22 protein-coding genes are annotated in these 21535 nt (G+C 55.7%); 5 read left to right on the top strand and 17 right to left on the bottom strand.

Going from position 1 to position 21535, the window contains the following annotated elements; genetic code table 11:
* Position 1: 1 nt before the first annotated feature.
* The 4 genes from ACR0KN_RS13390 to rplK form a co-directional block, all read right to left on the bottom strand.
* Positions 2-1858 carry an SLC13 family permease gene (locus ACR0KN_RS13390; RefSeq protein WP_037321196.1) on the bottom strand — a complete coding sequence of 619 codons (1857 nt, stop codon included), beginning with the start codon at positions 1856-1858 and terminating at the stop codon, positions 2-4.
* A gap of 244 nt (positions 1859-2102) precedes the next feature.
* Positions 2103-3743, bottom strand: a complete 1641-nt coding sequence (locus ACR0KN_RS13385) for a glycosyltransferase family 32 protein (protein WP_480654163.1) — start codon at positions 3741-3743, stop codon at positions 2103-2105.
* A gap of 172 nt (positions 3744-3915) precedes the next feature.
* Positions 3916-4614, bottom strand: coding sequence for a 50S ribosomal protein L1 (gene rplA / locus ACR0KN_RS13380; protein WP_010440987.1), 699 nt, complete (start codon positions 4612-4614; stop codon positions 3916-3918).
* A gap of 1 nt (position 4615) precedes the next feature.
* Positions 4616-5065, bottom strand: a complete 450-nt coding sequence (rplK, locus tag ACR0KN_RS13375; RefSeq protein WP_480654161.1) for a 50S ribosomal protein L11 — start codon at positions 5063-5065, stop codon at positions 4616-4618.
* A gap of 381 nt (positions 5066-5446) precedes the next feature.
* Here rplK and ACR0KN_RS13370 point away from each other — a divergent pair, with 381 nt between their 5' ends.
* From ACR0KN_RS13370 to ACR0KN_RS13360, 3 genes are all read left to right on the top strand, one after another.
* The gene (locus ACR0KN_RS13370; RefSeq protein ID WP_480654159.1) at positions 5447-6664 is read left to right on the top strand and encodes a peptidoglycan-binding domain-containing protein; all 1218 of its coding nucleotides are present in this window, start codon (positions 5447-5449) and stop codon (positions 6662-6664) included.
* A gap of 303 nt (positions 6665-6967) precedes the next feature.
* Complete coding sequence (locus tag ACR0KN_RS13365; RefSeq protein WP_480654157.1) at positions 6968-7843, top strand: alpha/beta fold hydrolase; 876 nt, start codon at positions 6968-6970, stop codon at positions 7841-7843.
* A gap of 268 nt (positions 7844-8111) precedes the next feature.
* Positions 8112-9296 carry an adenylate/guanylate cyclase domain-containing protein gene (locus ACR0KN_RS13360; RefSeq protein ID WP_480654155.1) on the top strand — a complete coding sequence of 395 codons (1185 nt, stop codon included), beginning with the start codon at positions 8112-8114 and terminating at the stop codon, positions 9294-9296.
* A gap of 53 nt (positions 9297-9349) precedes the next feature.
* On the opposite strand, the gene nusG is transcribed toward ACR0KN_RS13360, so the two are convergent.
* The 7 genes from nusG to ACR0KN_RS13325 all read right to left on the bottom strand — a co-directional run bounded on the left by nusG (position 9350) and on the right by ACR0KN_RS13325 (position 15572).
* Positions 9350-9883 (bottom strand): transcription termination/antitermination protein NusG, encoded by a 534-nt coding sequence (nusG, locus tag ACR0KN_RS13355; RefSeq protein ID WP_010440977.1) that lies wholly within the window; start codon positions 9881-9883, stop codon positions 9350-9352.
* A gap of 199 nt (positions 9884-10082) precedes the next feature.
* Positions 10083-10280, bottom strand: a complete 198-nt coding sequence (gene secE, locus ACR0KN_RS13350) for a preprotein translocase subunit SecE (protein ID WP_010440974.1) — start codon at positions 10278-10280, stop codon at positions 10083-10085.
* A 79-nt stretch (positions 10281-10359) separates the two neighbouring features.
* Positions 10360-10518: a cbb3-type cytochrome oxidase assembly protein CcoS gene (ccoS, locus tag ACR0KN_RS13345; protein ID WP_170476097.1), complete on the bottom strand. Its 159-nt coding sequence runs from the start codon at positions 10516-10518 to the stop codon at positions 10360-10362.
* Between the two features lie 5 nt (positions 10519-10523).
* Positions 10524-12701, bottom strand: coding sequence for a heavy metal translocating P-type ATPase (locus ACR0KN_RS13340; RefSeq protein WP_480654153.1), 2178 nt, complete (start codon positions 12699-12701; stop codon positions 10524-10526).
* 4 nt (positions 12702-12705) lie between these two features.
* Entirely contained in the window at positions 12706-13164 is a 459-nt protein-coding gene (locus ACR0KN_RS13335) for a FixH family protein (protein ID WP_170476102.1), read from the bottom strand.
* A gap of 2 nt (positions 13165-13166) precedes the next feature.
* Entirely contained in the window at positions 13167-14594 is a 1428-nt protein-coding gene (gene ccoG, locus ACR0KN_RS13330) for a cytochrome c oxidase accessory protein CcoG (RefSeq protein ID WP_480654151.1), read from the bottom strand.
* Positions 14595-14696: 102 nt separating this feature from the next.
* The gene (locus ACR0KN_RS13325; RefSeq protein WP_480654149.1) at positions 14697-15572 is read right to left on the bottom strand and encodes a LysR family transcriptional regulator; all 876 of its coding nucleotides are present in this window, start codon (positions 15570-15572) and stop codon (positions 14697-14699) included.
* 100 nt (positions 15573-15672) lie between these two features.
* Between ACR0KN_RS13325 and ACR0KN_RS13320 the strand changes: the two genes are divergently transcribed.
* On the top strand, positions 15673-15831 hold the full coding sequence (locus ACR0KN_RS13320) for a hypothetical protein (RefSeq protein ID WP_480654147.1): 159 nt from the start codon (positions 15673-15675) through the stop codon (positions 15829-15831).
* 152 nt (positions 15832-15983) lie between these two features.
* Here ACR0KN_RS13320 and ccoP read toward each other — a convergent pair whose 3' ends face one another.
* Genes ccoP through ccoN form a run of 4 tightly spaced genes read right to left on the bottom strand, consistent with a single transcriptional unit; the run spans position 15984 to position 19412 of the window.
* Positions 15984-16847, bottom strand: coding sequence for a cytochrome-c oxidase, cbb3-type subunit III (gene ccoP, locus ACR0KN_RS13315; RefSeq protein WP_480654145.1), 864 nt, complete (start codon positions 16845-16847; stop codon positions 15984-15986).
* The gene (locus tag ACR0KN_RS13310; protein WP_480654143.1) at positions 16844-17050 is read right to left on the bottom strand and encodes a cbb3-type cytochrome c oxidase subunit 3; all 207 of its coding nucleotides are present in this window, start codon (positions 17048-17050) and stop codon (positions 16844-16846) included. Before ACR0KN_RS13310 ends, ccoP begins: the two co-directional genes overlap by 4 nt.
* An 11-nt stretch (positions 17051-17061) precedes the next feature.
* Positions 17062-17790, bottom strand: a complete 729-nt coding sequence (ccoO, locus tag ACR0KN_RS13305; protein ID WP_170476112.1) for a cytochrome-c oxidase, cbb3-type subunit II — start codon at positions 17788-17790, stop codon at positions 17062-17064.
* Between the two features lie 14 nt (positions 17791-17804).
* On the bottom strand, positions 17805-19412 hold the full coding sequence (ccoN, locus tag ACR0KN_RS13300) for a cytochrome-c oxidase, cbb3-type subunit I (RefSeq protein ID WP_010440957.1): 1608 nt from the start codon (positions 19410-19412) through the stop codon (positions 17805-17807).
* A gap of 193 nt (positions 19413-19605) precedes the next feature.
* Here ccoN and ACR0KN_RS13295 point away from each other — a divergent pair, with 193 nt between their 5' ends.
* On the top strand, positions 19606-20445 hold the full coding sequence (locus ACR0KN_RS13295) for a universal stress protein (protein WP_010440955.1): 840 nt from the start codon (positions 19606-19608) through the stop codon (positions 20443-20445).
* A gap of 38 nt (positions 20446-20483) precedes the next feature.
* On the opposite strand, the gene ACR0KN_RS13290 is transcribed toward ACR0KN_RS13295, so the two are convergent.
* Both ACR0KN_RS13290 and fnrL read right to left on the bottom strand, forming a co-directional pair.
* The gene (locus ACR0KN_RS13290) at positions 20484-20738 is read right to left on the bottom strand and encodes a GlsB/YeaQ/YmgE family stress response membrane protein (protein WP_480654140.1); all 255 of its coding nucleotides are present in this window, start codon (positions 20736-20738) and stop codon (positions 20484-20486) included.
* A 45-nt stretch (positions 20739-20783) separates the two neighbouring features.
* Positions 20784-21527, bottom strand: a complete 744-nt coding sequence (fnrL, locus tag ACR0KN_RS13285) for a transcriptional regulator FnrL (RefSeq protein ID WP_480654138.1) — start codon at positions 21525-21527, stop codon at positions 20784-20786.
* Positions 21528-21535: the final 8 nt, after the last annotated feature.

The raw sequence follows: 21535 nt of genomic DNA, 5'->3' as shown, positions 1-21535 counted from the left end.
GTTAGAAGATCACGTTCAGCATCAACAGCGAGACGATCAGAAATATGATAGTCATGACGCCGCCGGAACGCACGAAATCCATAACCTTGTACCCTGCGGGCCCCATGATCAGCGCGTTGACCTGGTGGGTCGGGATAATGAAACTGTTCGAGGTCGAAATCGCGACGGTTAACGCAAAGACAGCGGGGTTGCCACCGGCGGCAACCGCGATTGAAACCGCAAGGGGCACCAGCAGAACGGTGGCCCCGACATTCGACATCACCAGCGAAAACGCTGTCGCCAGAATGGCAACTCCAGCCTGAAGCGCCCAGATTGGCCATCCGTCCAGGATGATCATGATCTGTTGCGCAATCCATGCCGCAGTTCCCGTATTCTGCACCGCTTGCCCCAATGGGATCAGGCAGGCCAAGAGAAAGACCGTGTTCCACCCGACCGCGCGGTAGGCCTCGTCCACGCTCAACACGCGGGTCAGCATCATACCCGCAGCACCCGTCAGCAGGCAAAGCGACAACCGCACATCTGTGAATAGAATTAGCGACAAAGAAATCACGAAAAACAAAAGCGCCCAGCCAACCTTTTGCGGGCGTAATTCGTCTTGCGGGAAATCAGACGTGACCACAACAAAATCCGGGTCACGCTTGATCCGCATCAGGTTGTCCCAACGGGTATGGGCAACCAACATGTCACCGGCCTTGAACTTCTCAAGACCGATTTGCGTGGATTCGTGTGTCTCTGTTTCGACATGGCTTAGCGTTTCTTCCCCCCGATGGATGGCGAGCAGAGACATTCCGTAAGTTTTTCGAAACAGCAACTCCCTCGGGCATTTGCCGATCAGCTTGCTCTCGGGCGTCACGACCACCTCTGCGACCCCGGCATTTGTGGGTGCAAACTCTTCGACAAACACATCCAGATCCGGCAGAACGGTCAGCCCGTACTTTTCAGCAAATTCTTCGACAACCCAACGCCGCCCCACAATCGCCAATCGGCATGGCGCGGCGATCTCGGCTGTCAGCACCTGAACCATCGAGGTCTTGCCGCGATAAAAGGTCGAGATGATATAGAGGTGATTTTCAAAGTTGATGTCGGCCAGAATTTGCCCAACCAGAGGGCTGTCGGCCGGTACAACAACCTCAAACACGTCGGCTTTCAGCCCATAAACCCGCTGAAGATATTCCTGCGTCCCGCGCCCGGTACCGGTGCTTTCAGAACCTGAATCACCCGGCAAAACCCATCGCCCAAGCAACAGGAAATACGCGATACCCGTCAAAATCAGCACCGCACCTATGGGCGTGACCGAGAACAACCCAAAAGGCTCCATACGCTGTGCTTCAGGCAAACCTTCATTCGCAGTTTGAATCAAATCATTCAGTAGGATCAGCGGAGAAGAGCCCACCATGGTCATCGTGCCACCCAATATGGCGCAAAACCCCATCGGCATTAGCAATCGCGACAGCGGGATCCCTGATCGAGATGAGATCCGGCTAACCACAGGAAGGAACAAAGCCGCAGCACCGACATTCTGCATGAATGACGAAATGACACCGACCGTGCCCGAAATGATGGGTAAAACCCGTCCTTCCGACTTGCCACCATATTTCAGGATGACCGAGGCGACTTTGTTCATCAGCCCTGTCTTGTCCAGCCCCGCACCAACGATCATCACTGCAATGATCGAAATGACCGCATTCGACGCAAATCCGTCAAACAGATGCGGTACATCCGCCAGATTCTCAAGGCCGGGCGCATAGCTCAGCAGACCGACAATGACCAAAACGAGAATAGCGGAAAGATCAATCCGGACGATTTCAGACACAAACAAGAAAACCGTGAACGCCAAAAGCCCCGACACCACGGCCATCTCATAGGTAAATGCCAATTGCTCCACAGGGGTCACCGGGCTTCAATCGTAAACTTAATTAGCATTTCTAGGCAATTGCCCGGTGTCTGTCATGGTTTTTGTGATCGTGGTGCAAAATCAAAACCACTATCAGGTTCTACCCACCTCCACATCGAAAGATCTGAACATAACAAACATCCCGCAATTAGCGCCAAAGACAGATCGCCATTTCTTAGAATAGCGTGGATGGTCGCTAATCGTTCCGTCAAACAGCTGGCTCCAGTATGTCGCGGGCGGCGCACTGTTGAACATTTGGATCAAGCTCGGCCAAAGCAGAGCGGAAATCTCGACCCCACAAATGAAACCCAAATGTGGTGGGTGTCACAAAATCTGAAAGCCGGGTTCCCGCTTGAAACAACGCAGGTATTTCTCGACTGGAAATATGGTAAAATGCGGTGCTGTCATGAGCGTATTTGCGTTCGCCAGACATATTCAATGCAGTCGTCAAAGCTCTTGGGCCAGTTGACCCCCAACGCAAGCGCCCAAAAGGTTTATCGCGTTGCGCCTCAACCGCCGCGTTCAATCCCAAAAGTGCTGGCGAATCCTTCCAGGCCTCAGAGGCCAACTGATCCTCCTCAAACACCTCTCCCAACAGGGCAAGCGATTTACTATGCGCCGGAAGCCCAAAAACCGCATTATTCACGAGTGAATGATACGTTTGATGCCGTGGAAGATCCGGCAAAACACAGCCAACACAAAAACCTGCACGAGATTCAGCCGAAGCCATGAGCCTCTCGGCCGAAGCGACCATGTACATATCGGTATCAAGCCAGATCATGCCGGTCTTACTAACCAAATAATACCTGAATATGTCTGCGTGTATCGCCGGGCTTTTGTGCCTTACATGTCGAATGACCCTGCCTGGCTCATATATTTCTCTCGCATCAAAATACTCCACCCCATCTGGCAGGTTTCGGATCGGCTCGTAAGAAAAGACAATAGGATTATAACCAAAGTCCTTCATGGAATTGAGGCAAGCACGTTCCAGCTTTCCCGGCTCTCCCCCTATCCAGAGTGTCCCAAATTTTTGGTCCTTCTTTTGCTCGCTTCGCTTCTTGGGCAACGCGGCATTCTTTGGTTCTCTCTTTGGCTTTAAGTGCAGCCAACGCATTGGGTATCTACGTCCCTCGGATGCAAGCACCCAAGTCAAATCGTCTGGCATTTGCAACTCATTCCGAAGCTGCAAAAGATCGCGTTTTGTATCGTCAACCAATTCGACATCAAATAAGACCTGTGCGGCGCGAATTAGCCTTTCTTCTTTTTCGTTGCCCAACCAAACGCCGCTGGAGTGCAACTCTATCAGAAACTCTGAAGACTTGAATTCACTAAGAAATTCGAAGGTTAAAAGTTCGAACTCACCGCCTTCGATATCAATCAAGAAAAACAAATCCTGAGGCTGATACCTACTAGACACCAGCTCGCGAATTGAAGTGTCCGTAGCGGTGGCAGCAATCTCGACCCTGTCGCGAACACCATTCGCGTGCAGGGTCTTTCGGATGATCTGTCGAGCTTTGCGTCTTTGTTCGAAACATAGGCTTCGCTCGAAATGGCCCGCTTGCACCAAACCAACGCCCCAATAGCCATCTGCCGCCCCAAGATCGACGAGTATCGGCTTTGTGCTTTCCACGAAAATAGGTTGATTTTGTTGTTCGTAGATCCCCAGTAATTTCGTGAACAAATCTGCTTGCCCCCAACTGCTTTCTTCAAGCAACCGGAAATCGCGAAGGCAGCCGCCCATGACGTATCCACCACGTTCCTTAAATAGTTGGTTACCTATGTCCCTCCGATACTGGACGATTTGACGCTTTAACTGCCGCAATTCTTTTGGAGATTTGCTCGGACGCATGGAACGCTCTTGATAGAACCGAAATTTGGACCATTTCTAGCGCAAATGTCTAATAGCGAAACCATCTCCCAACTTGTCGGCATTATTTGTGACATCAATGCAGCGGCAGCGCGGAACAAAAAAACCCGACCAACACCTGTTGGCCGGGTTTTCTGAGAGTATTTCGAAGAACTTATTCGCCCGCAGCAGCCGCCACGTCCAAAGTTACACCCGGGCCCATCGTCGAGCTCAGTGCGATTTTCTTCATGTATGTACCTTTAGCGCCCGACGGCTTGGCTTTGGCCACAGCCGAGATGAAGGCACGAACGTTTTCGACCAGCTTGGCTTCATCGAACGACGCTTTGCCAACACCGGCGTGCACAACTCCGCCTTTTTCAGCCTTGAACTGAACTTCACCACCTTTGGCTGCTTCCACGGCCGCTTTCACATCCATGGTCACGGTGCCAACTTTGGGGTTCGGCATCAGGTTGCGGGGGCCCAGTACTTTACCCAGACGGCCAACGATCGGCATCATGTCGGGGGTCGCGATGCAGCGATCGAATTCGATGGTGCCGCCTTGAATGGTTTCCATCAGGTCCTCTGCGCCGACTATATCTGCGCCTGCTTCTTTTGCTTCGTCAGCCTTGGGGCCACGTGCAAATACAGCAACGCGCATCGCTTTGCCTGTGCCGTTCGGCAGGCCGACAACGCCGCGAACCATCTGGTCTGCGTGACGGGTGTCAACGCCCAGATTCAGAGCGATCTCGATGGTCTCATCGAATTTCGAAGTTGCGTTGCCTTTGACCAGGGAAACAGCTTCTTCAACCGACAGGTTTTCCTTGCCAGCGACAGCTTCGCGCGCAGCGCGGGTACGTTTACCGAGTTTTGCCATCTTACTTCACCTCTATGCCCATAGAGCGGGCCGAGCCCAGGATGATCTGCATTGCGCCTTCCACGTCGTTGGCGTTCAGATCTTTCATTTTGGCTTCGGCGATTTCGCGAACCTGCTTGGTGGTCACGGTTGCCACGGTCTCGCGACCTGGGTTTTCCGCACCGCGGGGGCGGTTACGCTTGCCAACCGGCTTCAGACCAGCCGCTTTTTTCAGGTAATAAGACGCGGGCGGCGTCTTGATGTCCATTGTGAAGGACTTGTCCTGATAGTATGTGATCACGGTCGGGCACGGAGCGCCGGGCTCCATGTCTGCGGTCTTGGCGTTGAACGCCTTGCAGAATTCCATGATGTTGATGCCGCGCTGACCCAGCGCCGGACCAACTGGCGGCGACGGGTTCGCCTGACCTGCAGGAACCTGCAGTTTCATTGTACCAGCAAGCTTCTTGGCCATTTGGTTTTCCTTTCAACTTAGGCAGGACGCGTCCCAACCAGATTATGTTGCGTGGTCCGGTCCAAGATCGCGATCTCAGTAACCTCCCACGAGAGAATCTCGCCCGAAGACGATAGTGGCGGCGTTTACAGTGGAACGAAGACGTTGGCAAGTGGCCGACGACCAATTGGGCCATATCGAATCGCGCTTCGCAGCATCGAGAGTGAGTTCCATGGATGAGCGGCCTCGCCACCAACGTCGCGTGAACAGCTAACTATCCCATAGCTCGACAGAAATTCCAGATACTCCGCGCACAATCAGCCAATTGTCGCCGGTTTCACCCGCGCGTGCTTAGCTGTGATATACTCAGCGAAATTAGTGATTTTTGAGTGGAGGTTAATTATGATCGTTCGTTTTATTCTATCGTTGGGTATCGCTATATCTATTGCAGCAATAGCCCCTCAGAATGCGCGCGCTGACGCTGGGGATTTCATCGGCGGTGCTGTCGTCGGAGGGGTCGCTGGATATCTTATTGGTAAAGATCAGCAAAAAAAGAAGACACAGTCATCGACAGCGACCCGAACCTACCGGCAGGGCATCCCATCCACCACTCAAGGGGCGCAAACCCAAACGGCACTGAATTACTTTGGCTACAATGCCGGTCGTGTTGACGGTCAGGTCGGGCGTGGCACGCGCTCCGCCATCGAACGTTATCAGGCCTCAATGGGTTATCCCGTAAATGGGCATGACTTTCAGCCTTATCAATATGACTTCCTGCAGCAGGCTTATTACTGGGCGACAAGCGGTGGACAGGCAGCCACGCAGCTCTCGGGTCAACCGCTGTTGATGGAGTACCGCCGACAGATTCAATCAGGATCTTCTCTGGCTGCGGCACCTCAGTCTCCGGCTCAAGCTATTCCGGTTATCAAGCCCCAAGATACCGAACCCGCAGCGAACACCACTGAAACAACGTCTGCGAGCCTGCCGAGCCTGTTTTCGGGCGGCACCGGGGGGCCGTCGCTGGCAAATCGCTGCAGCGGAGTGATGCTGCAAACCTCGACCAATGGCGGCTATACGACTCTGTCGAACATGTCTGATCCTGATTTTGCACTCAGCGAGCAATTTTGCCTTGCCCGCAGCTATGCGATGGCGCGCGGTGAGGATCTGATGCAGGATATCCAGGGCCTGACACCCGATCAGGTATCTGCCCAATGTGCCTCGTATGGTGAGATGCTGGCACCTCAAGTTGACGCTCTGTCTATCAGCTCAAAAACAGAAGCTGAAACGCAAGTTCGCAAAATGGCGCTGGATTCTGGATTGAGCCCCGCAGATCTCGCTGCGACGAGCAAGGTCTGTCTGGCGATGGGCTACCGTCAGGACAACATGGATACTGCCGTTGGCTCTGCGCTCATGCTGGTTGCGATGGGTGAACCCGCCTATGGAGAGTTGGTGGGCCATCACTTGCGCGAGGGCTTTGGCGTGCAGGAGCGTCGCGATCTTGCGATGCAGTGGTATGATGCGAGCCTTTCGGCACTGGATGCCGGTTCGCAGGCTGTCTTCCTGCCGTCCCAGACCGACCGTCCACAACTTTTGCGCGCGGCTATGATCCAGTCGCAATAAGACGATATGCAATACGATATCTGGCCCTGAAGGGCTCAAAAAGCGCCGCGTCGCTAGCTGCGTTGCGGCGTTTATTCCGGTCGCGTAGCATGGCCCAACTCGTGATCGCGCGCCTTTCAATCTGGGATGAGAGCCTCTCCACAATTATTGTGACCGCAACTACGCTTAACGCGGAGTACCTTGGGGCGGAGTTTTGATACATTCACCCGCTTTTTAAATAGCCAAGCGTCTTTTGTGGAATATTGTGCTATCGATTGTCCATCCAAAGTGCTGAGCCGACAACAGCCCGAAAAGGGGAAATCAATGATGAATACGACAGGCAGAGCAATGGCAATTGCCGTACTGGCAGCCTCGGTCGGCACCGCGCACGGAGAAACCGCCGAGATCAATGGGTCTGATATCTATTATGAAACCGTCGGAGACGGGCCGCCAATTCTGATGATGCACGGCGGCCTCGGTCTGAGCCATGATTACCTGAGACCCTATTTCGATACCTTGTCCGATACGCATACGGTTATTTACTATGACCATTTTGGCAATGGTCGCTCGGGCAGGCCCGACGATTATTCTGAAATGACCTTTGACCGCCTGGTATCAGATGCCGCGGGGCTGATGGATCACCTGGGGCATGATAAATTCACGCTGATCGGCCATTCCTACGGCGGCTTTATCGCCCAGGACTTTGCCACTCAAAATGCGGATCGGCTGGAGGGGCTTGTATTGATCGATACGGTCCCCGCGTTTGACTATGCGCCAACGATATCCGGGCCAGACGAGCAAATGGCGGCTTTTGGGAAGTTGTTCAGCCAGCCCATGGCCGACAACGACGATTGGCGGTCAACTTGGGGCGAAGTCGTGAAGCTCTACTTCAAGCAATACCCTGAAGATACTGGCGCGGATGTGGATGATCGAACCGTCTATGAATATCAGGCTTGGAATGCCGCTGGCCCTCTTCTGGGCACATTCAACATGCTGGATAAACTGCCTGATGTCGCTGTGCCTACTCTTGCGATGGCTGGTCAGCATGATGGCATTACGCCTCCCGGTCCTGGGGCCGAAAGAATTGGCGCATTGATGCCCAACGCCACTGTCGTGGTTTTCGAAGAATCTGCCCATTACCCATTCATAGAAGAGCAGGATGCCTTTTTTGCCAGTCTGAACGAATGGCTGAACCGATAGCAGATACAGGCGGCGCCCTCGGGCACCGCTTTTGATTTTCTCAGGCAGAGCCCGAACAGGCGCGGCAGCCTAAGGAGACCCCAATATGTTTGGGTTATTTGGTCAAAGATCGATTTTGAGACCCGTTCGATCACGCACCAGTCCCTGATAGTCGATTCCGTAAGTCACAGCGCAATTTTCGCGTGTTACTTGCGATCTCGGACTAAGACCGCCACAATTTTATCTAACGCGGAACGAACCTGACCCAGCATTCTATCGCGAGAGGCTTATGTCGCCCCCAGCATCCGAAGCGAACCAGCAACAGAACAAAGTTGATGCACTGATCGAGTGGATGGTTGACGGAGCCCGACCAGCTGGAAATGCGGTCGAGATTATTGAGGGTATCTGCACGCGTTTGCTGGACGCTGATGTGGCCATTGATCGGTTCGGTTTGTTCATTTGGACGCTGCACCCCAATCTGATGGGCCGGCGTTTCCTGTGGAAAGCGGGCGCTGGTGTCGACAGAGTCGATGCGCCGTCACAACTGTTTACTACGGCTATTTATACCGATAACCCCTTGCCGCACGTGATCGAGCGCCAGCAATCCATCCGTCGCCATCTGGAAGATCCAAACTGCCCCCAGGACTACATTATCGTCAGCGAACTGCGCGAGCAGGGATTCACGGACTACCTGGCGCAGCCGCTGATCTACCTCAATGGCGATACCCATGTCTGCACTTGGTCAAGTGCTACACCCGGAGGGTTTTCAGAGCGAGATCTGGCAGTCCTGAACCGGGTTCGCGGTCCGCTCGCGCGCCTGACCGAGACATATATGCTGCGGCTCGACGCGACTTACCTGCTGTCGACCTATGTTGGCCGTAACAGCGGCGCGCAGATACTCGATGGCAAGGTGCATCGCGGTGATGGCAGCACAATCGATGCCGTTATTCTGTTTGCTGACCTCAAGGGATTCACACATCTTTCAAATTCTGTATCGGGCGATGCACTGGTTAGGCTGCTGAATGACAGCTTTGACTGCCTTGTTCCTTCGGTAATGGATCACGGAGGAGAGATTCTGAAATTCATGGGCGACGGCTTTTTTGCCATCTTCCCAACCAACTCGGACCTTACCCCGAGCACACAGATCACAGCCGCCATTACAGCAGTCCGCGAGGGTTTGGCGTCGCTGACCAATGCCGACTTCCAGCACAAGCTTGGCGTACGGACTGCAATCCATCACGGTCGTTTCCACTATGGCAATATAGGTGGCGGTGATCGGCTGGACTTCACGGCCATCGGCCCCGATGTCAATTTAACAGCCAGACTTGTGTCGGCGGCGACAGAACTGAATTGTGATCACGTCCTATCCGAAACCGCCGCAGCGTTTTTGCCGAAACTCTGCGAACCGGTCGGGACCGTGTCACTTAAGGGGTTTGGCGAAGATCAAACCGTTTGGCAGGTGAGTGGCCTGTAAACGCAAAAAAGGGTGCCGATAAGGCACCCCATCCAGTGGTTCAAAGAAACCAATCAGCTCTGCTTGGTAACCTGTGTGAAGTCCAGCTCGACCGGGGTTTCGCGGCCAAAGATCGAGACCGAGACTTTCAGCTTTTGGGCTTCGTCGTCCACACCTTCGACCATGCCGTCGAAATCCTCGAACGGGCCGTCGTTGACCTTAACCTTCTCGCCAACCTCAAAGGTGATCATCAGCTTGGGCGCTTCTTCGCCTTCCTGAACGCGGTTGAGGATCTGGTTCACCTCGGCATCGCGCATCGGCATCGGGCGGCCCTGCGGGCCCAGGAATCCGGTGACACGGTTAATCGAGTTGACCAGATGATAGCCCTGATCCGACATTTCCATATGCACCAACACGTAGCCGGGCATGAACCGGCGTTCGGTGGTAACCTTCTTGCCCCGGCGCACTTCGATCACCTCTTCGGTGGGCACCAGAACTTCGTCGATATCGTCCTCAAGGCCCTGTTCAGCCACCGACGTGCGGATCTGCTCTGCGATCTTCTTTTCGAAATTCGAAAGAACGCTGACCGAGTACCACCGTTTCGCCATGAACCTGTCGTCCTTGTTTGCCTTTGGCGCGTTCGAACCAGGCGAAGCACCGTCATTGAAATTCTATCACGTCACCCGGAATAAAAAGCGGCGCGCAGCTCGAATCGCCGCACGCCCATTCCGAATAGTTCCGTGTCACCTACTCTGACACGGCGCGCTGTGCAAGGGGCAATGGCGTTTCCAACCGCCCCGAACGGGCTTAGCTGAACGCGCCCAGGACCAGTTGCAGACCACCACGAATGCCCAGATCGACCAGTGCGAAAAACACAGCAGTCAGCGCTGCCATGATGAACACCATGACCGTGGTCAACAGCACCTCTCGACGGGTCGGCCAGACGACCTTTGCAACTTCGGCTCGGACCTGCTGAATGAACTGGATCGGGTTTGTGGTTGCCATGAGGCTACAATCTCTCTGCTTGCGGATGGGCCGGACATAGCCGGGCATTGCGGTAATTTCAAGGGCTGTTGGCACCGCGTCAGGGCTTGGGCTTGTCATCCCATTCGTCGCTGAGGATGCGACGCGCATCACCTTCGGGATCTTCATACTGGTTCGAGCGCACGGTGTAGACAAAGGCGATAAGACCAACTGCGCCCAAAAGCAGCGAAATCGGGATCAGATAAGCAAGCACTTCCATCGGGGTTACCTCAGACGCAAGGCGTTCAGTGACACCGTAATCGACGAGGTCGACATCGCCAAGGCCGCGATCAGAGGGGTTGCCAATCCGGCGACGGCCAGCGGGACAGCGATCACGTTATAGACAGTGGCAATGCGGAAGTTCTCGCGAATCCGGCGCGTCGACTTGACGGCAGTTTCGCAGGCCTCGGCAATCGGGGACAGATCGTTGCCCAGAAGCACGATATCCGACGCCACCCGCGCGGCATCCAAGGCGCAGGCAGGAGAGATCGATACATGCGCTGCCGCCAGTGCGCCCGTATCATTCAAACCGTCGCCGACCATCAGAACATGTCGACCCTGATCACTCAGTTCCTGCACCTTGGTGGCTTTGTCCTGAGGCAAGGCTTGGGCAATCCAGTTCTGGATGCCAAGCTTGTCAGCCAAGGCCTGAACTGCGGGGTGCGTGTCGCCGGATATCAGGATGACGTCTTTTCCCGCCTTCCGAAACGCGGTGATGGCTTCGGCGGCACCCGCGCGCAGGCTGTCCGTAAATGTAAAGCGCGAAGGGGTTTGCGAACCTATCGCGAGCCAAGCTGCGGTCTGCTCACAATCTTTGCCTCCGACCCAGGCTGCGCGACCCAGCCGGACGCGCTGTTCATGATACATGCCTTCGGTGCCATAGCCCGGCACCTCAACCACATCACGCAATGTCGCAGGCTTTATCCCGGCCCCACGCGCCGCCTTTGCAAGAGCAATCGACAGCGGATGGGAAGAGGCCTCAGCCAATGCCAGCGCGACTTCCAGATCAGCGCGGGAATGATCGCCGAGATTGGTCAGCTCGGGCGCCCCTGAAGTGAGCGTACCGGTCTTGTCGAACACCACCGTGTCCACCTCGGCAAGGCGTTCAAGGGCGGTGGCGTGTTTGATCAGCATACCGTTGCGAAATAACCGGCCCGAGGCCGCTGTGGTTACTGCTGGCACCGCCAGCCCCAATGCGCAGGGGCACGTGATGATCAAAACCGCCGCTGCGATGTTCAGCGCGGTGCGAATATCGCCGGAATAGATATACCATCCTAAAAAGCTGAGCGCCGAAAGGATGTGCACCCCTGGCGCATAAAGCTTGGCCGCCTTGTCTGCCAGCGAGGTATAGCGTGACCGGCCCGACTCTGCGATGGCAACCAGATCAGCCATACGGTGCAGCGAAGTATCCTCGCCGACCGCGGTCGCACGGATGGTCAAGGGGCCTGTCAGGTTGACCTCGCCTGCGCTGATACGCAGCCCAGCTTCGGCAAAGACAGGAAGGGTTTCCCCGGTCAGCAGCGATCGGTCCAGCTCGGACCGGCCAGAGGTAATTTCGCCATCCACCGGCATACGCCCGCCGGGACGAACCAAGATCAGATCACCCACGCGCAGGTTAGCGACGGCTACCTCCTGTTCTGAACCATCCACCAGACGAATGGCGCGGGGGACTTCCAGCGCTGTAAGCTCTTCGGCAGCCGATCGCGCAGCGGCGCGCGTGCGATAATCAAGATACCGGCCCGCCAGCAGGAAGAATGTCAGCGTCAAGGCCGCATCAAAATAGGCATGTTCACCGCTGAGCGCGGTTTCCCAAAGTGAGGTGACCAGCGCCAGCAGGATCGCCAAAACAATGGGCACATCCATATTCAACCGGCGCACGCGCAGCGCGCTCCAGGCGTTGGCAAAGAATGGTTGGGCCGAAAATGCAATCGCAGGCAAGGCAATCGCTGCCGATATCCAGTGGAACATGTCGCGCGTCGCATCGGTGGCACCAGACCAGACCGAAACCGACAACAGCATCACATTCATCGAGGCAAAACCCGCAACCGCGAGCCGCATCAGAAGATCGCGCCAGGCTTTATCCGATTGCGTAGCCGACAGTGCACCCGGATCCAGTTCGTGTGCTTCAAAACCGGCACGTTCCAGCACTGGTATCAGATCAACCGCACGTGTATCGGGTTTCGCTTTAATCATCGCGCGTTTCAGCGTCAGATTGACCCTCGCACCCTCCACACCGGGATGAGCATTCAACTCGCGCTCGACAGTGGAGATACAGGCCGAGCAATGGATACCCGGCAGCGACAGCGCGATTTGCACGTCCTCGGGGACTGGCCGGGCCGGTTCCGCCGCGGTCGCGACACAACCGGGACAAGCTGCCCGAGCTGGGGTGACTTGCGCTGTCATCGCTCTAACCCTTCACATAAAGCGGCACGCGTTGCGCAAACTCGGCACCATCTTTCGCTTTGGCCACAAGGCGAATGTTCCAGTTACCTTTACCCAGCGCAGCTGGGGCGGCATAGGTGATGCCGTCAAAGGTGAAGTCAGGTGAGAAGTCATCTTTGACGTGGGTGGCGCGCCCGACGACGGCTTGCAATTCTGCCACCTCAACTGGTGAACCAGTCTGATCGGTGATGCGCAATACCAGCAAACCACCGGTCAACTCAGCCTTGATATCCCAGCCCAGCGCCTGCTGTTCCTGCAAGCGTTCGTTGAACTCCTGGCTGGCAACGTAGGAGTTCTTGACTTCCAAACCCGGGAACGTCTTTACCGCGCTATAGGCGAGGACGAGGTTTACCGCGATGATCACGCCAAAGGCCGCGACAAATACCGCCAGTGCGTGTTTGCCAGTGAATTGACGCTCTGCCATTGTCAGTTTCCTCGCCCATTGAACGTGGTGTCTTTGTATGCGCGCTCACCACTTTCCAGATCTTCGACCCAGATGCGAACCGATGTGCTGTCAACCGCTGCGGGCCCGGTGTCTTTCGCTGCTGTAATATAAACGCGCGCTAATTGTGCCGTATCTGCCGTGACATTTACAGTGTCACCTTCGACGCCCTCAATTTCGATCTGCAGCGACGGATCACCGGCAAGCGACAATTTAAAAGCCCGTTCCTCGCCATGCTTGTTACGCAGGCGTACGTCATAGGTATTGCGGATCGTACCATCGGAAAGGGTTACGAAAGTCGGGTTCCGTACCGGAGCCACAGTCAAGTCGATGTCCGACCGGATGAACAGGGCAAAGAGCAAGGCGAAACCGACCAGCGACCACAAAGAAGTATAAAGGATCGTGCGCGGACGCAGGATGTGTTTCCAAACATTCTTGGGCGGATGACCTTCGCGTTCACGCGTTTCGTCACTCAGCGCCATGTAATCGATCAGGCCACGAGGCTTGCCGATCTTGGCCATCATATCGTCGCAGGCATCGATGCAAAGCGCGCAGGTGATGCATTCCAGCTGCTGACCGTCGCGGATATCGATCCCTACCGGACAGACATTGACGCAAGCCATACAATCGATGCAATCGCCCAGCTCGCTGTCAGCAGTGCGTTTGCCCTTGCCACGCGGTTCACCCCGCCATTCACGGTAGCCGACGACCAGGGTATCCTCGTCCATCATCGCGGCCTGAATGCGTGGCCATGGGCAGGCATAGATACAGATTTGTTCGCGCGCGAAGCCTCCAAAGAAGAAGGTTGTACCTGTCAGGATCAGCATTGTCGTGTAAGCGACGGGATGCGCATTGCCGGTGACCAGATCACGCGCCAGCGTTGGCGCATCCGCAAAATAGAACACCCACGCGCCACCGGTTGCCAGCCCGATAAAGAACCAAACTACCCATTTGGTCAGTCGCAGGCGCGCTTTGCGGAAATCCAGCTTCTTTTGGCGATGCAGGCGCAGACGCGCATTGCGGTCGCCTTCGATCCAACGTTCAACAAGAATATAGAGGTCGGTCCACACAGTCTGAGGGCAAGCATATCCGCACCAAACCCGGCCCAGCGCTGAGGTAAAAAGAAACAACCCCAATCCTGCCATGATCAAAAGCCCCGCAACGAAATAGAATTCGTGCGGCCAGATTTCGATCCAGAAGAAATAAAAACGTCGGTTCGCCAGATCCAGTAAAACAGCCTGATCAGGAAGGCTTGGCCCTCGATCCCATCTGATCCACGGCGTTACATAGTAGATGCCCAGTGTCACCGCCATAATGATCCACTTAAGGTTCCGGAATGGACCGGATACCCGTCTTGGGAAAATTGGTTCTCTGGCGGCGTAAAGGCTAGGGGTCGGGTTGGAATCGCTCACAGGCTGGCTCCGGGACTGGCTCTTCTGAGTGTGCGTTCTTCCAGATCACAAGCATAGGGACTTTGACATGGGTCAAAACGCGCATCGTACAGATACCTTTTATCACGTTTCACGTGCCTGACGTCTAAGCCAGCCAGCAAAAGTTCTGACAGCAGGCCTAAGTGCCGAATTTGCCGTCACAATATGGTATCCGCGCGCATCGGGCTCAGCGTAGAGTTCCACAATGCGCCCAGCTTTGATGTCTTGCTCGACGAAATGTCGCACAGTGACCGTGACCCCCTGTCCGGCGCGCAATCCTTCCAGAACCAGATTGCCAGGCAGCTGAGTTCGACCTGCACCGCGTTCTGGACCGACGCCGTGCTCGGCAAGCCAAGACGTTGCCTCGGTGGTGCCGACCTCTTCCAACCACGGCAGCTGGGCCAGCTCTGACGGGGTCAATGACGTCTTGCCTCCCAGAAGTTTCGGCGCGGCGACAATCACCACCGGCGATTGCAACAGCATTTCTGAATGAACCCCCGACCAACCTCCGGGGCCGTAGCGGATCGCAATGTCCACTCCGCCTGGGCGCAAATCAACCACTTCGGCGGACGGGTCGAGGATCAGATTCACCTCGGGGTGGGATTCGCGAAACACCGGAAGGCGTGGCATAAGCCATGAGGCCGCGAAAGAGGATGTCAGTGATACATGAACTGGGCGATCCAGGCCGGATCTGGCCAGATCGCCGACCGCAGCCTCGATCGCACCAAAGCCAAGTTGCAAGGCGCGGGCCAGATGCTCTCCGTCCGCTGTCAGCGTCAAGGCTTTGCCGCTGCGATCCAACAGGGCTGCGCCAAGATACTTTTCCAGCACGCGCAACTGCTGGCTAATGGCGGCATGACTGACGTTCAGCGCGGCGCCGGCTTCGACAACATTGCGCTTCTCAGCAAAGGCAGCAAAGGCGCGCAACGCGGCTAGTGGAGGAAGTTTGAGCCAATCCATATGTAATCCATACTTACATGTTGGAAAGGTTATTGAGTCGCATTTTCGGCATCAAAGGTCAATCTATTCAACAGAAACAACGCCACATAGGAGGCAAGCCATGCTGACTGTATTTGCCCGATCTTTCATGAACGCGACCCGCATCGACGCTCCGCACATTCGAGAGGCTCCTAAGCCGGGTCTCCGTAAGCGCCGGTGGCTGCCCGATAGTCATTGGTGGAGAGAAAGCCCGCGCGGGGTGGATCTGAACAACCTCTGATGGCGTCTTAGATCCCCACACTAGACCGCAGCCTGACGTGGCCCTATTGTTTGGAAAATCGGCACCGGCTGTTCTGGAAACGCGCGAACAGATTGAACAGCCGGTGCCTCAGCCTTCGGGCGGAAAACCGCCCGGAGGTGTTCTTTTAGCCTCTACTGACCACCACCCAACTGGTGGACATAGGACGTAACGGCGCGGATTTGCGCGTCAGTCAAACGATTTTCCCATGGGGGCATCACACCAAAGCGGCTGTAGGTGACCGTTTCAGTCAGAGCCTCTTCACTGCCACCATAAAGCCAGATCGCATCCGTCAGGTTTGGTGCACCTTGCGTGACGTCTCCTTTACCATCCTCACCGTGGCACGATGCACAGTTATCCTCGAACACAACCTTGCCCGCCTGCGCCGCCGCATCATCGGTCTGCGCATTTGTCAGAGACATGACGTATTGGACTACCTGAGTGATATCGTCTCGCTCGAGGATCTCACCAAAGGCTGGCATCTCAGAATAGCGCGCATCGTCGCTTTCCTCGTTCCGGATACCATGGGCGATGGTATACTCGATATCTTCGAGCGTACCGCCCCACAGCCAGGCGTCATCCAGCAGGTTCGGGAAGCCCGGCGCGCCTTGCGCACCTGAGCCATGGCACTGCGCGCACCAGGTCCGGAACACGGCACCGCCAGAGTTAACAGCGTATTGCTGAAGCTCTGCATCCGCCGAAATCTCTTCCAGCGGTGTCTCCACCAGCTTGGCATTCCACGGCGCGTTCGCTTCTTCAAAAGCGACCATTTCCTGCTGCACCAGCTCGCGCGAAGACCAGCCCAATACACCGGCGGTTGCCGATTGGACCAAAGGCCACGCTGGATACATGATCGTATAGATCACGCCCCAGAGAATGGTCGCATAGAAAGTCCACAGCCACCAACGCGGCATCGGGTTGTCGAACTCTTCGATACCATCCCAGCTGTGACCTGTGGTGTTTGGATCGCCCGGCTGTTTTCCAGGTGTCTTGCTCATTGCCGCGCCTCCTTGGATGTGGCGGGTTTGTCTTGCTGAGGTGCAGGGGCATCCACATGTCGGAACGGGATACTGGCCGTGTCCTTGTATTCCTTGCTGGCACCGGGGCGGAAAACCCAGATTACGATGCCCAGAAAGAACGTAAACAGCAGCAACAGCATCCAGCTATCCGCAAACTGTCTTAGGAGAGTGTATTCTTCCATCTTATCCCTCCTTAGCGGCTTGCATCTGGCGTAAACGTCGAGAAGTCGACCAATGTACCCAGCATCTGCAGATAGGCGACCAACGCGTCAGTTTCCGTCAGTTCGGGCTGACCATCAAAGTTGCGCACGTTCACCTTGTCACCATAGCGCTCCAAAAGACCGTCGTAGTCGCTGTCCGGATCCGCCTGAGCACGGAAGTCTGCCAGCGCGTTCTCCAGCATCTCATCAGTGTAAGGCGTGCCGACCATTGCGTTCGCGGCCATGACATCACCGATGTACTTACCGTCGATCTTGCGACGCTCGAGATAACCATACTTGGGCATCACCGATTCCGGGACCACCGACTGCGGATCACGCAGGTGATCGACTTGCCATTGATCCGAGTATCGGCCGCCGACGCGTGCCAGATCAGGTCCGGTACGCTTCGATCCCCACTGGAACGGATGGTCATACATCGACTCGGCCGCCAGAGAATAGTGGCCATAGCGTTCGACCTCGTCCCGCATCGGGCGGATCATTTGGCTGTGGCAAACATAGCACCCTTCGCGGATGTAGATGTCACGCCCAGCCAATTCCAGAGGGGTGTAAGGGCGCATGCCCTCCACCTTCTCGATGGTGTTCTCAAGATAGAACAGAGGCGCGATTTGAACGATGCCACCGATGGTTACGACCAAGAAGCTGAAGATCAGCAGGAGGGTCGCGTTGGTCTCGAGGATCTTGTGTTTGTCGAGAATTGCCATTGCTCCGGCCCTCCTTATTCAGCAGGGACCGCAACGGTCAGGCTGGCCTCTTTGGCCGGTGCCTTCCGCACAGTCATCCACAGGTTGTAGCACATGATCAGCGAGCCAGCGAGGAACATCACCCCACCCAAACCACGTACGACGTACATTGGGAACTTGGCAGCCACGGTGTCAGCAAACGAATTCACCAGGAAGCCGTTGGCATCCACTTCACGCCACATCAGGCCTTCCATGATACCGGTGACCCACATCGACGCGGCGTAGAGCACGATACCGATTGTGGCGAGCCAGAAATGCCAGCTGACCATCTGCAGCGAATACAGGCGGTCCCGTTTCCACAGGACGGGCACCAGATAGTACAGCGCACCGAAGGTGATCATTCCGTTCCAGCCCAGCGCACCCGAGTGCACGTGACCAATAGTCCAGTCGGTGTAGTGAGACAGGCTGTTCACCGCACGGATCGACATCATCGGACCTTCGAAAGTGGACATGCCGTAGAAGCCGACCGAGATGACCATCATCCGGATCACAGGGTCTGTACGCAGCTTGTCCCATGCGCCCGACAGGGTCATCAGACCGTTGATCATACCACCCCACGAAGGCATCCACAGGATCACCGAGAAAACCATGCCCAGCGTCGAGGCCCAGTCCGGTAGCGCGGTATAGTGCAGGTGGTGCGGACCGGCCCAGATATACAGGAAGATCAGCGCCCAGAAGTGGATGATCGACAGTTTGTAGCTGAACACCGGACGCTCGGCTTGTTTCGGGATGAAGTAGTACATCATGCCCAGGAAGCCTGCGGTCAGGAAGAAGCCCACGGCGTTGTGGCCATACCACCATTGGATCATGGCGTCTTGGACACCTGACCAGACGATGACCGATTTCGAACCCCAGATGCTGACTGGAATGGTCATGTTATTGACCAGATGCAGCATGGCGACGGTCACGATGAATGCCAGATAGAACCAGTTGGCCACGTAGATGTGGGGTTCTTTCCGTTTGATGATCGTGCCCAGATAGACAGCCAGATAAGCAACCCAGACAACGGTCAGCCATAGGTCGACATACCATTCAGGTTCCGCATATTCTTTCGACTGGGTTCCACCCAGCAGGTAACCGGTCGCCGCCAGAACGATAAACAGCTGATAGCCCCAGAACACGAACCAGGCCAGGTTTCCGCCCCACAGACGTGCGGCACTTGTGCGCTGTACGACATAGAACGAGGTTGCGATCAGCGCGTTACCACCAAAGGCGAAGATAACCGCCGACGTGTGTAATGGCCGCAAACGTCCAAAGTTCATATACCCTTGGGCCCATTCGAAGTTCAGCGACGGAAAGGCCAGCTGGAACGCAATGAAAGTCCCCGCAAGGAACCCAACCACACCCCAAAAGGCAGTTGCGATCACGCCATAGCGGATCACGCCATCCATATATTCCGCCGAGCGATCTACAAGAATATCTGGCTCATCGGTGTTTCTAAGCGTCCAAATGAACAATCCGGCAGCGATGATCATCACCAGAATTGCGTGCACCTGATACGCCAAATCCCGTGCATAATTGGACCCAATGGCTGCGAACAGCACAACCAGCCCAAGCACGATCAGCTTGATGTAATTTGACATATTGCGTCCCTTTGCCATGCCCCGCGCGATTCTTCATGCCACACGGAACCCTTTTGACTGCGTGTCGTAATGCAGTGATGCCAATTGTGCTGCTTTGATCTGTGTCAAGACAACCCCCTGTTTTCTGTGAGAGGTATTTTCCAGAGACAAACACACGTTCCGCACTAAGGAGCGTCGGAATAATGAGGTCGACATGGCATATAAATCCCTGCTTACGGTCATGACAGAAACCAAGATTTCCCAAACGGCTCTGGCACAGATGGTCGCCTTGGCCGACGGGCAAGACGCCCACGCCGAAGCGCTGTGCCTTGGGGTCGACCGCAGTCAGACCGGGTATTACTACGCCGGGGCCAATGCACTGATCCTGCAGGAAACCCTGAGTCGCGCAAACGCCGAGGCCGATGAAATCCTCAAATTTGCTCAGGACTATCTTGGCAAATCGGGGGTGCGTTGGTCGGCTGAAAATGGGGTAGCACAGATTGCCGATATTGGCCGACACGTCGCCCGCCGCGCGCGTTTTTCAGATCTAGTGATATTGCCGCGCCCATACGGAAAGGATCGCGACGCCGAGGCCGAACCGATTGTTGAGGCCGCCATGTTCGAGGGCCACGCCCCGGTATTGCTGGTACCGGACGAAATTGAGCCGATCTCCTCACCCAAGACCATAATGGTAGGCTGGAATGAAAGCATCGAAGCGATGCGCGCCATCCGCTGCGCCCTTCCCTTCCTGAAGCAGGCCGAGCTTACACGGATTGTCGTCATTGACCCGCCACGTCATGGGCCCGATCGCTCGGACCCGGGTGGGCTGTTGTCTCAAATGTTGGCGCGGCACGGCGTGAAATGCGAGATTGATGTGCTGAGCAAAACCATGACACGCGTTTCGGATATTCTTAATCGTCACGCTGCCGATACCGAGGCCGACATGATCGTAATGGGCGCCTACGGGCACTCGCGCTTTCGCGAGGCCATTCTGGGCGGTGCGACTCGGAACATGCTTGAACAATCCGAAGTGCCGGTCTTTCTGGCGCATTGATCAAATTGCAAAAACCGCCCTATCGGGGCGGTTTTTTCTCAATCCTTGCGGATCAGGCCGATTAGGAACAGAAGAATCACTGCGCCGGCCGTCGCAAAGAAAATCGAAGAGAGCAGCCCACCACCGACGCCAAAGCCCAAAGCGGGAAAAATCGTGCCGGCCAAAAATGCGCCGACGACTCCGACGATGATGTTGCCAATCAGGCCGAACCCGCGGCCTTCCATGATCTTTCCGGACAGCCACCCGGCAATCGCGCCGATGAACAACATGGCCAATACACCGCTGAATTCCATTGTTGGCTCCTGTTTGTTTTGGGACCTTAGTCAGATCATTGGATATCAGACCAGAAATCCGCCATCCGAATCGTCACCCGCCTCTTCCATCAAACGCCCCATATCTGGGATCGTGACATGGCGTTTGCTTTCCAGCAAGATGACCTTATCCTTCTTCAGGGCCGAGATTTGTCTGCTGACAGTCTCAAGCGTCAGGCCTAGGTAGTCTGCCATCGCCTCTCGTGTCAGAGGAAGGTCGAATACAATCGGGCCGAAAGTGCCGGACGAATGAAGTGACGCGTCCCTACGCGCAATGATCGAGAGAAGGCTGGCAATCTTTTCCCGCGCCGTTTTGCGCCCAAGCACCAGCATCCATTCACGCGCGGCATCCAACTCGTCGAGAGTCATCTGCAACAGACGCTGCGCGATATGCGGTGTCGTCACCATCAGTTCTTCAAAAGGTTTTTTCCGAAAACAGCACATCACCAGATCGGTGGTCGCAACCACGTCGTACGCCGCGTTTTCACGCCCGGGTCGCCCAACGAAATCACTAGGCAAGAGCAAGCCCACCATCTGTGTGCGCCCGTCTTCCATCGTCTGTGTCAGAGACGCAATTCCGGATACGACAGAACCGACAAAGTTCATCGGATCTCCGGACCAGATGACTGTCTGCCCGGCCTCGAAGCTGCGGTAGTACTTGATGCTCTCAAGTTCCTCCAGCTCATCCTTTTCACAATGCGCGCACACCGCGCGATGCCGTATCGGGCATTCTGCGCAATTTGTGTGGTCGAATTGGGCCTTGAGTGTCATTCGCGTTT

Source organism: Ruegeria sp. AP7 (assembly GCF_056539905.1).
The sequence above is the reverse complement of the archived record's forward strand: the minus strand, read 5'-3'. Positions and strand labels throughout refer to the sequence as shown.

Bases quoted from the DNA above. Each gene is read 5' to 3' on its own strand.
- ccoS (WP_170476097.1), bottom strand. From the start codon at position 10,518: ATGGAAGTGCTTGCTTATCTGATCCCGATTTCGCTGCTTTTGGGCGCA.
- ACR0KN_RS13340 (WP_480654153.1), bottom strand. From the start codon at position 12,701: ATGACAGCGCAAGTCACCCCAGCTCGGGCAGCTTGTCCCGGTTGTGTC.
- ccoP (WP_480654145.1), bottom strand. From the start codon at position 16,847: ATGAGCAAGACACCTGGAAAACAGCCGGGCGATCCAAACACCACAGGT.
- ACR0KN_RS13295 (WP_010440955.1), top strand. From the start codon at position 19,606: ATGGCATATAAATCCCTGCTTACGGTCATGACAGAAACCAAGATTTCC.
- secE (WP_010440974.1), bottom strand. From the start codon at position 10,280: ATGGCAACCACAAACCCGATCCAGTTCATTCAGCAGGTCCGAGCCGAA.
- ACR0KN_RS13310 (WP_480654143.1), bottom strand. From the start codon at position 17,050: ATGGAAGAATACACTCTCCTAAGACAGTTTGCGGATAGCTGGATGCTG.
- ACR0KN_RS13390 (WP_037321196.1), bottom strand. From the start codon at position 1,858: ATGGCCGTGGTGTCGGGGCTTTTGGCGTTCACGGTTTTCTTGTTTGTG.
- ACR0KN_RS13370 (WP_480654159.1), top strand. From the start codon at position 5,447: ATGATCGTTCGTTTTATTCTATCGTTGGGTATCGCTATATCTATTGCA.
- ACR0KN_RS13335 (WP_170476102.1), bottom strand. From the start codon at position 13,164: ATGGCAGAGCGTCAATTCACTGGCAAACACGCACTGGCGGTATTTGTC.
- ACR0KN_RS13365 (WP_480654157.1), top strand. From the start codon at position 6,968: ATGATGAATACGACAGGCAGAGCAATGGCAATTGCCGTACTGGCAGCC.
- ACR0KN_RS13385 (WP_480654163.1), bottom strand. From the start codon at position 3,743: ATGCGTCCGAGCAAATCTCCAAAAGAATTGCGGCAGTTAAAGCGTCAA.
- ACR0KN_RS13360 (WP_480654155.1), top strand. From the start codon at position 8,112: ATGTCGCCCCCAGCATCCGAAGCGAACCAGCAACAGAACAAAGTTGAT.
- ccoO (WP_170476112.1), bottom strand. From the start codon at position 17,790: ATGGCAATTCTCGACAAACACAAGATCCTCGAGACCAACGCGACCCTC.
- ccoN (WP_010440957.1), bottom strand. From the start codon at position 19,412: ATGTCAAATTACATCAAGCTGATCGTGCTTGGGCTGGTTGTGCTGTTC.
- rplA (WP_010440987.1), bottom strand. From the start codon at position 4,614: ATGGCAAAACTCGGTAAACGTACCCGCGCTGCGCGCGAAGCTGTCGCT.
- ACR0KN_RS13320 (WP_480654147.1), top strand. From the start codon at position 15,673: ATGCTGACTGTATTTGCCCGATCTTTCATGAACGCGACCCGCATCGAC.
- rplK (WP_480654161.1), bottom strand. From the start codon at position 5,065: ATGGCCAAGAAGCTTGCTGGTACAATGAAACTGCAGGTTCCTGCAGGT.
- ACR0KN_RS13325 (WP_480654149.1), bottom strand. From the start codon at position 15,572: ATGGATTGGCTCAAACTTCCTCCACTAGCCGCGTTGCGCGCCTTTGCT.
- fnrL (WP_480654138.1), bottom strand. From the start codon at position 21,527: ATGACACTCAAGGCCCAATTCGACCACACAAATTGCGCAGAATGCCCG.
- nusG (WP_010440977.1), bottom strand. From the start codon at position 9,883: ATGGCGAAACGGTGGTACTCGGTCAGCGTTCTTTCGAATTTCGAAAAG.
- ACR0KN_RS13290 (WP_480654140.1), bottom strand. From the start codon at position 20,738: ATGGAATTCAGCGGTGTATTGGCCATGTTGTTCATCGGCGCGATTGCC.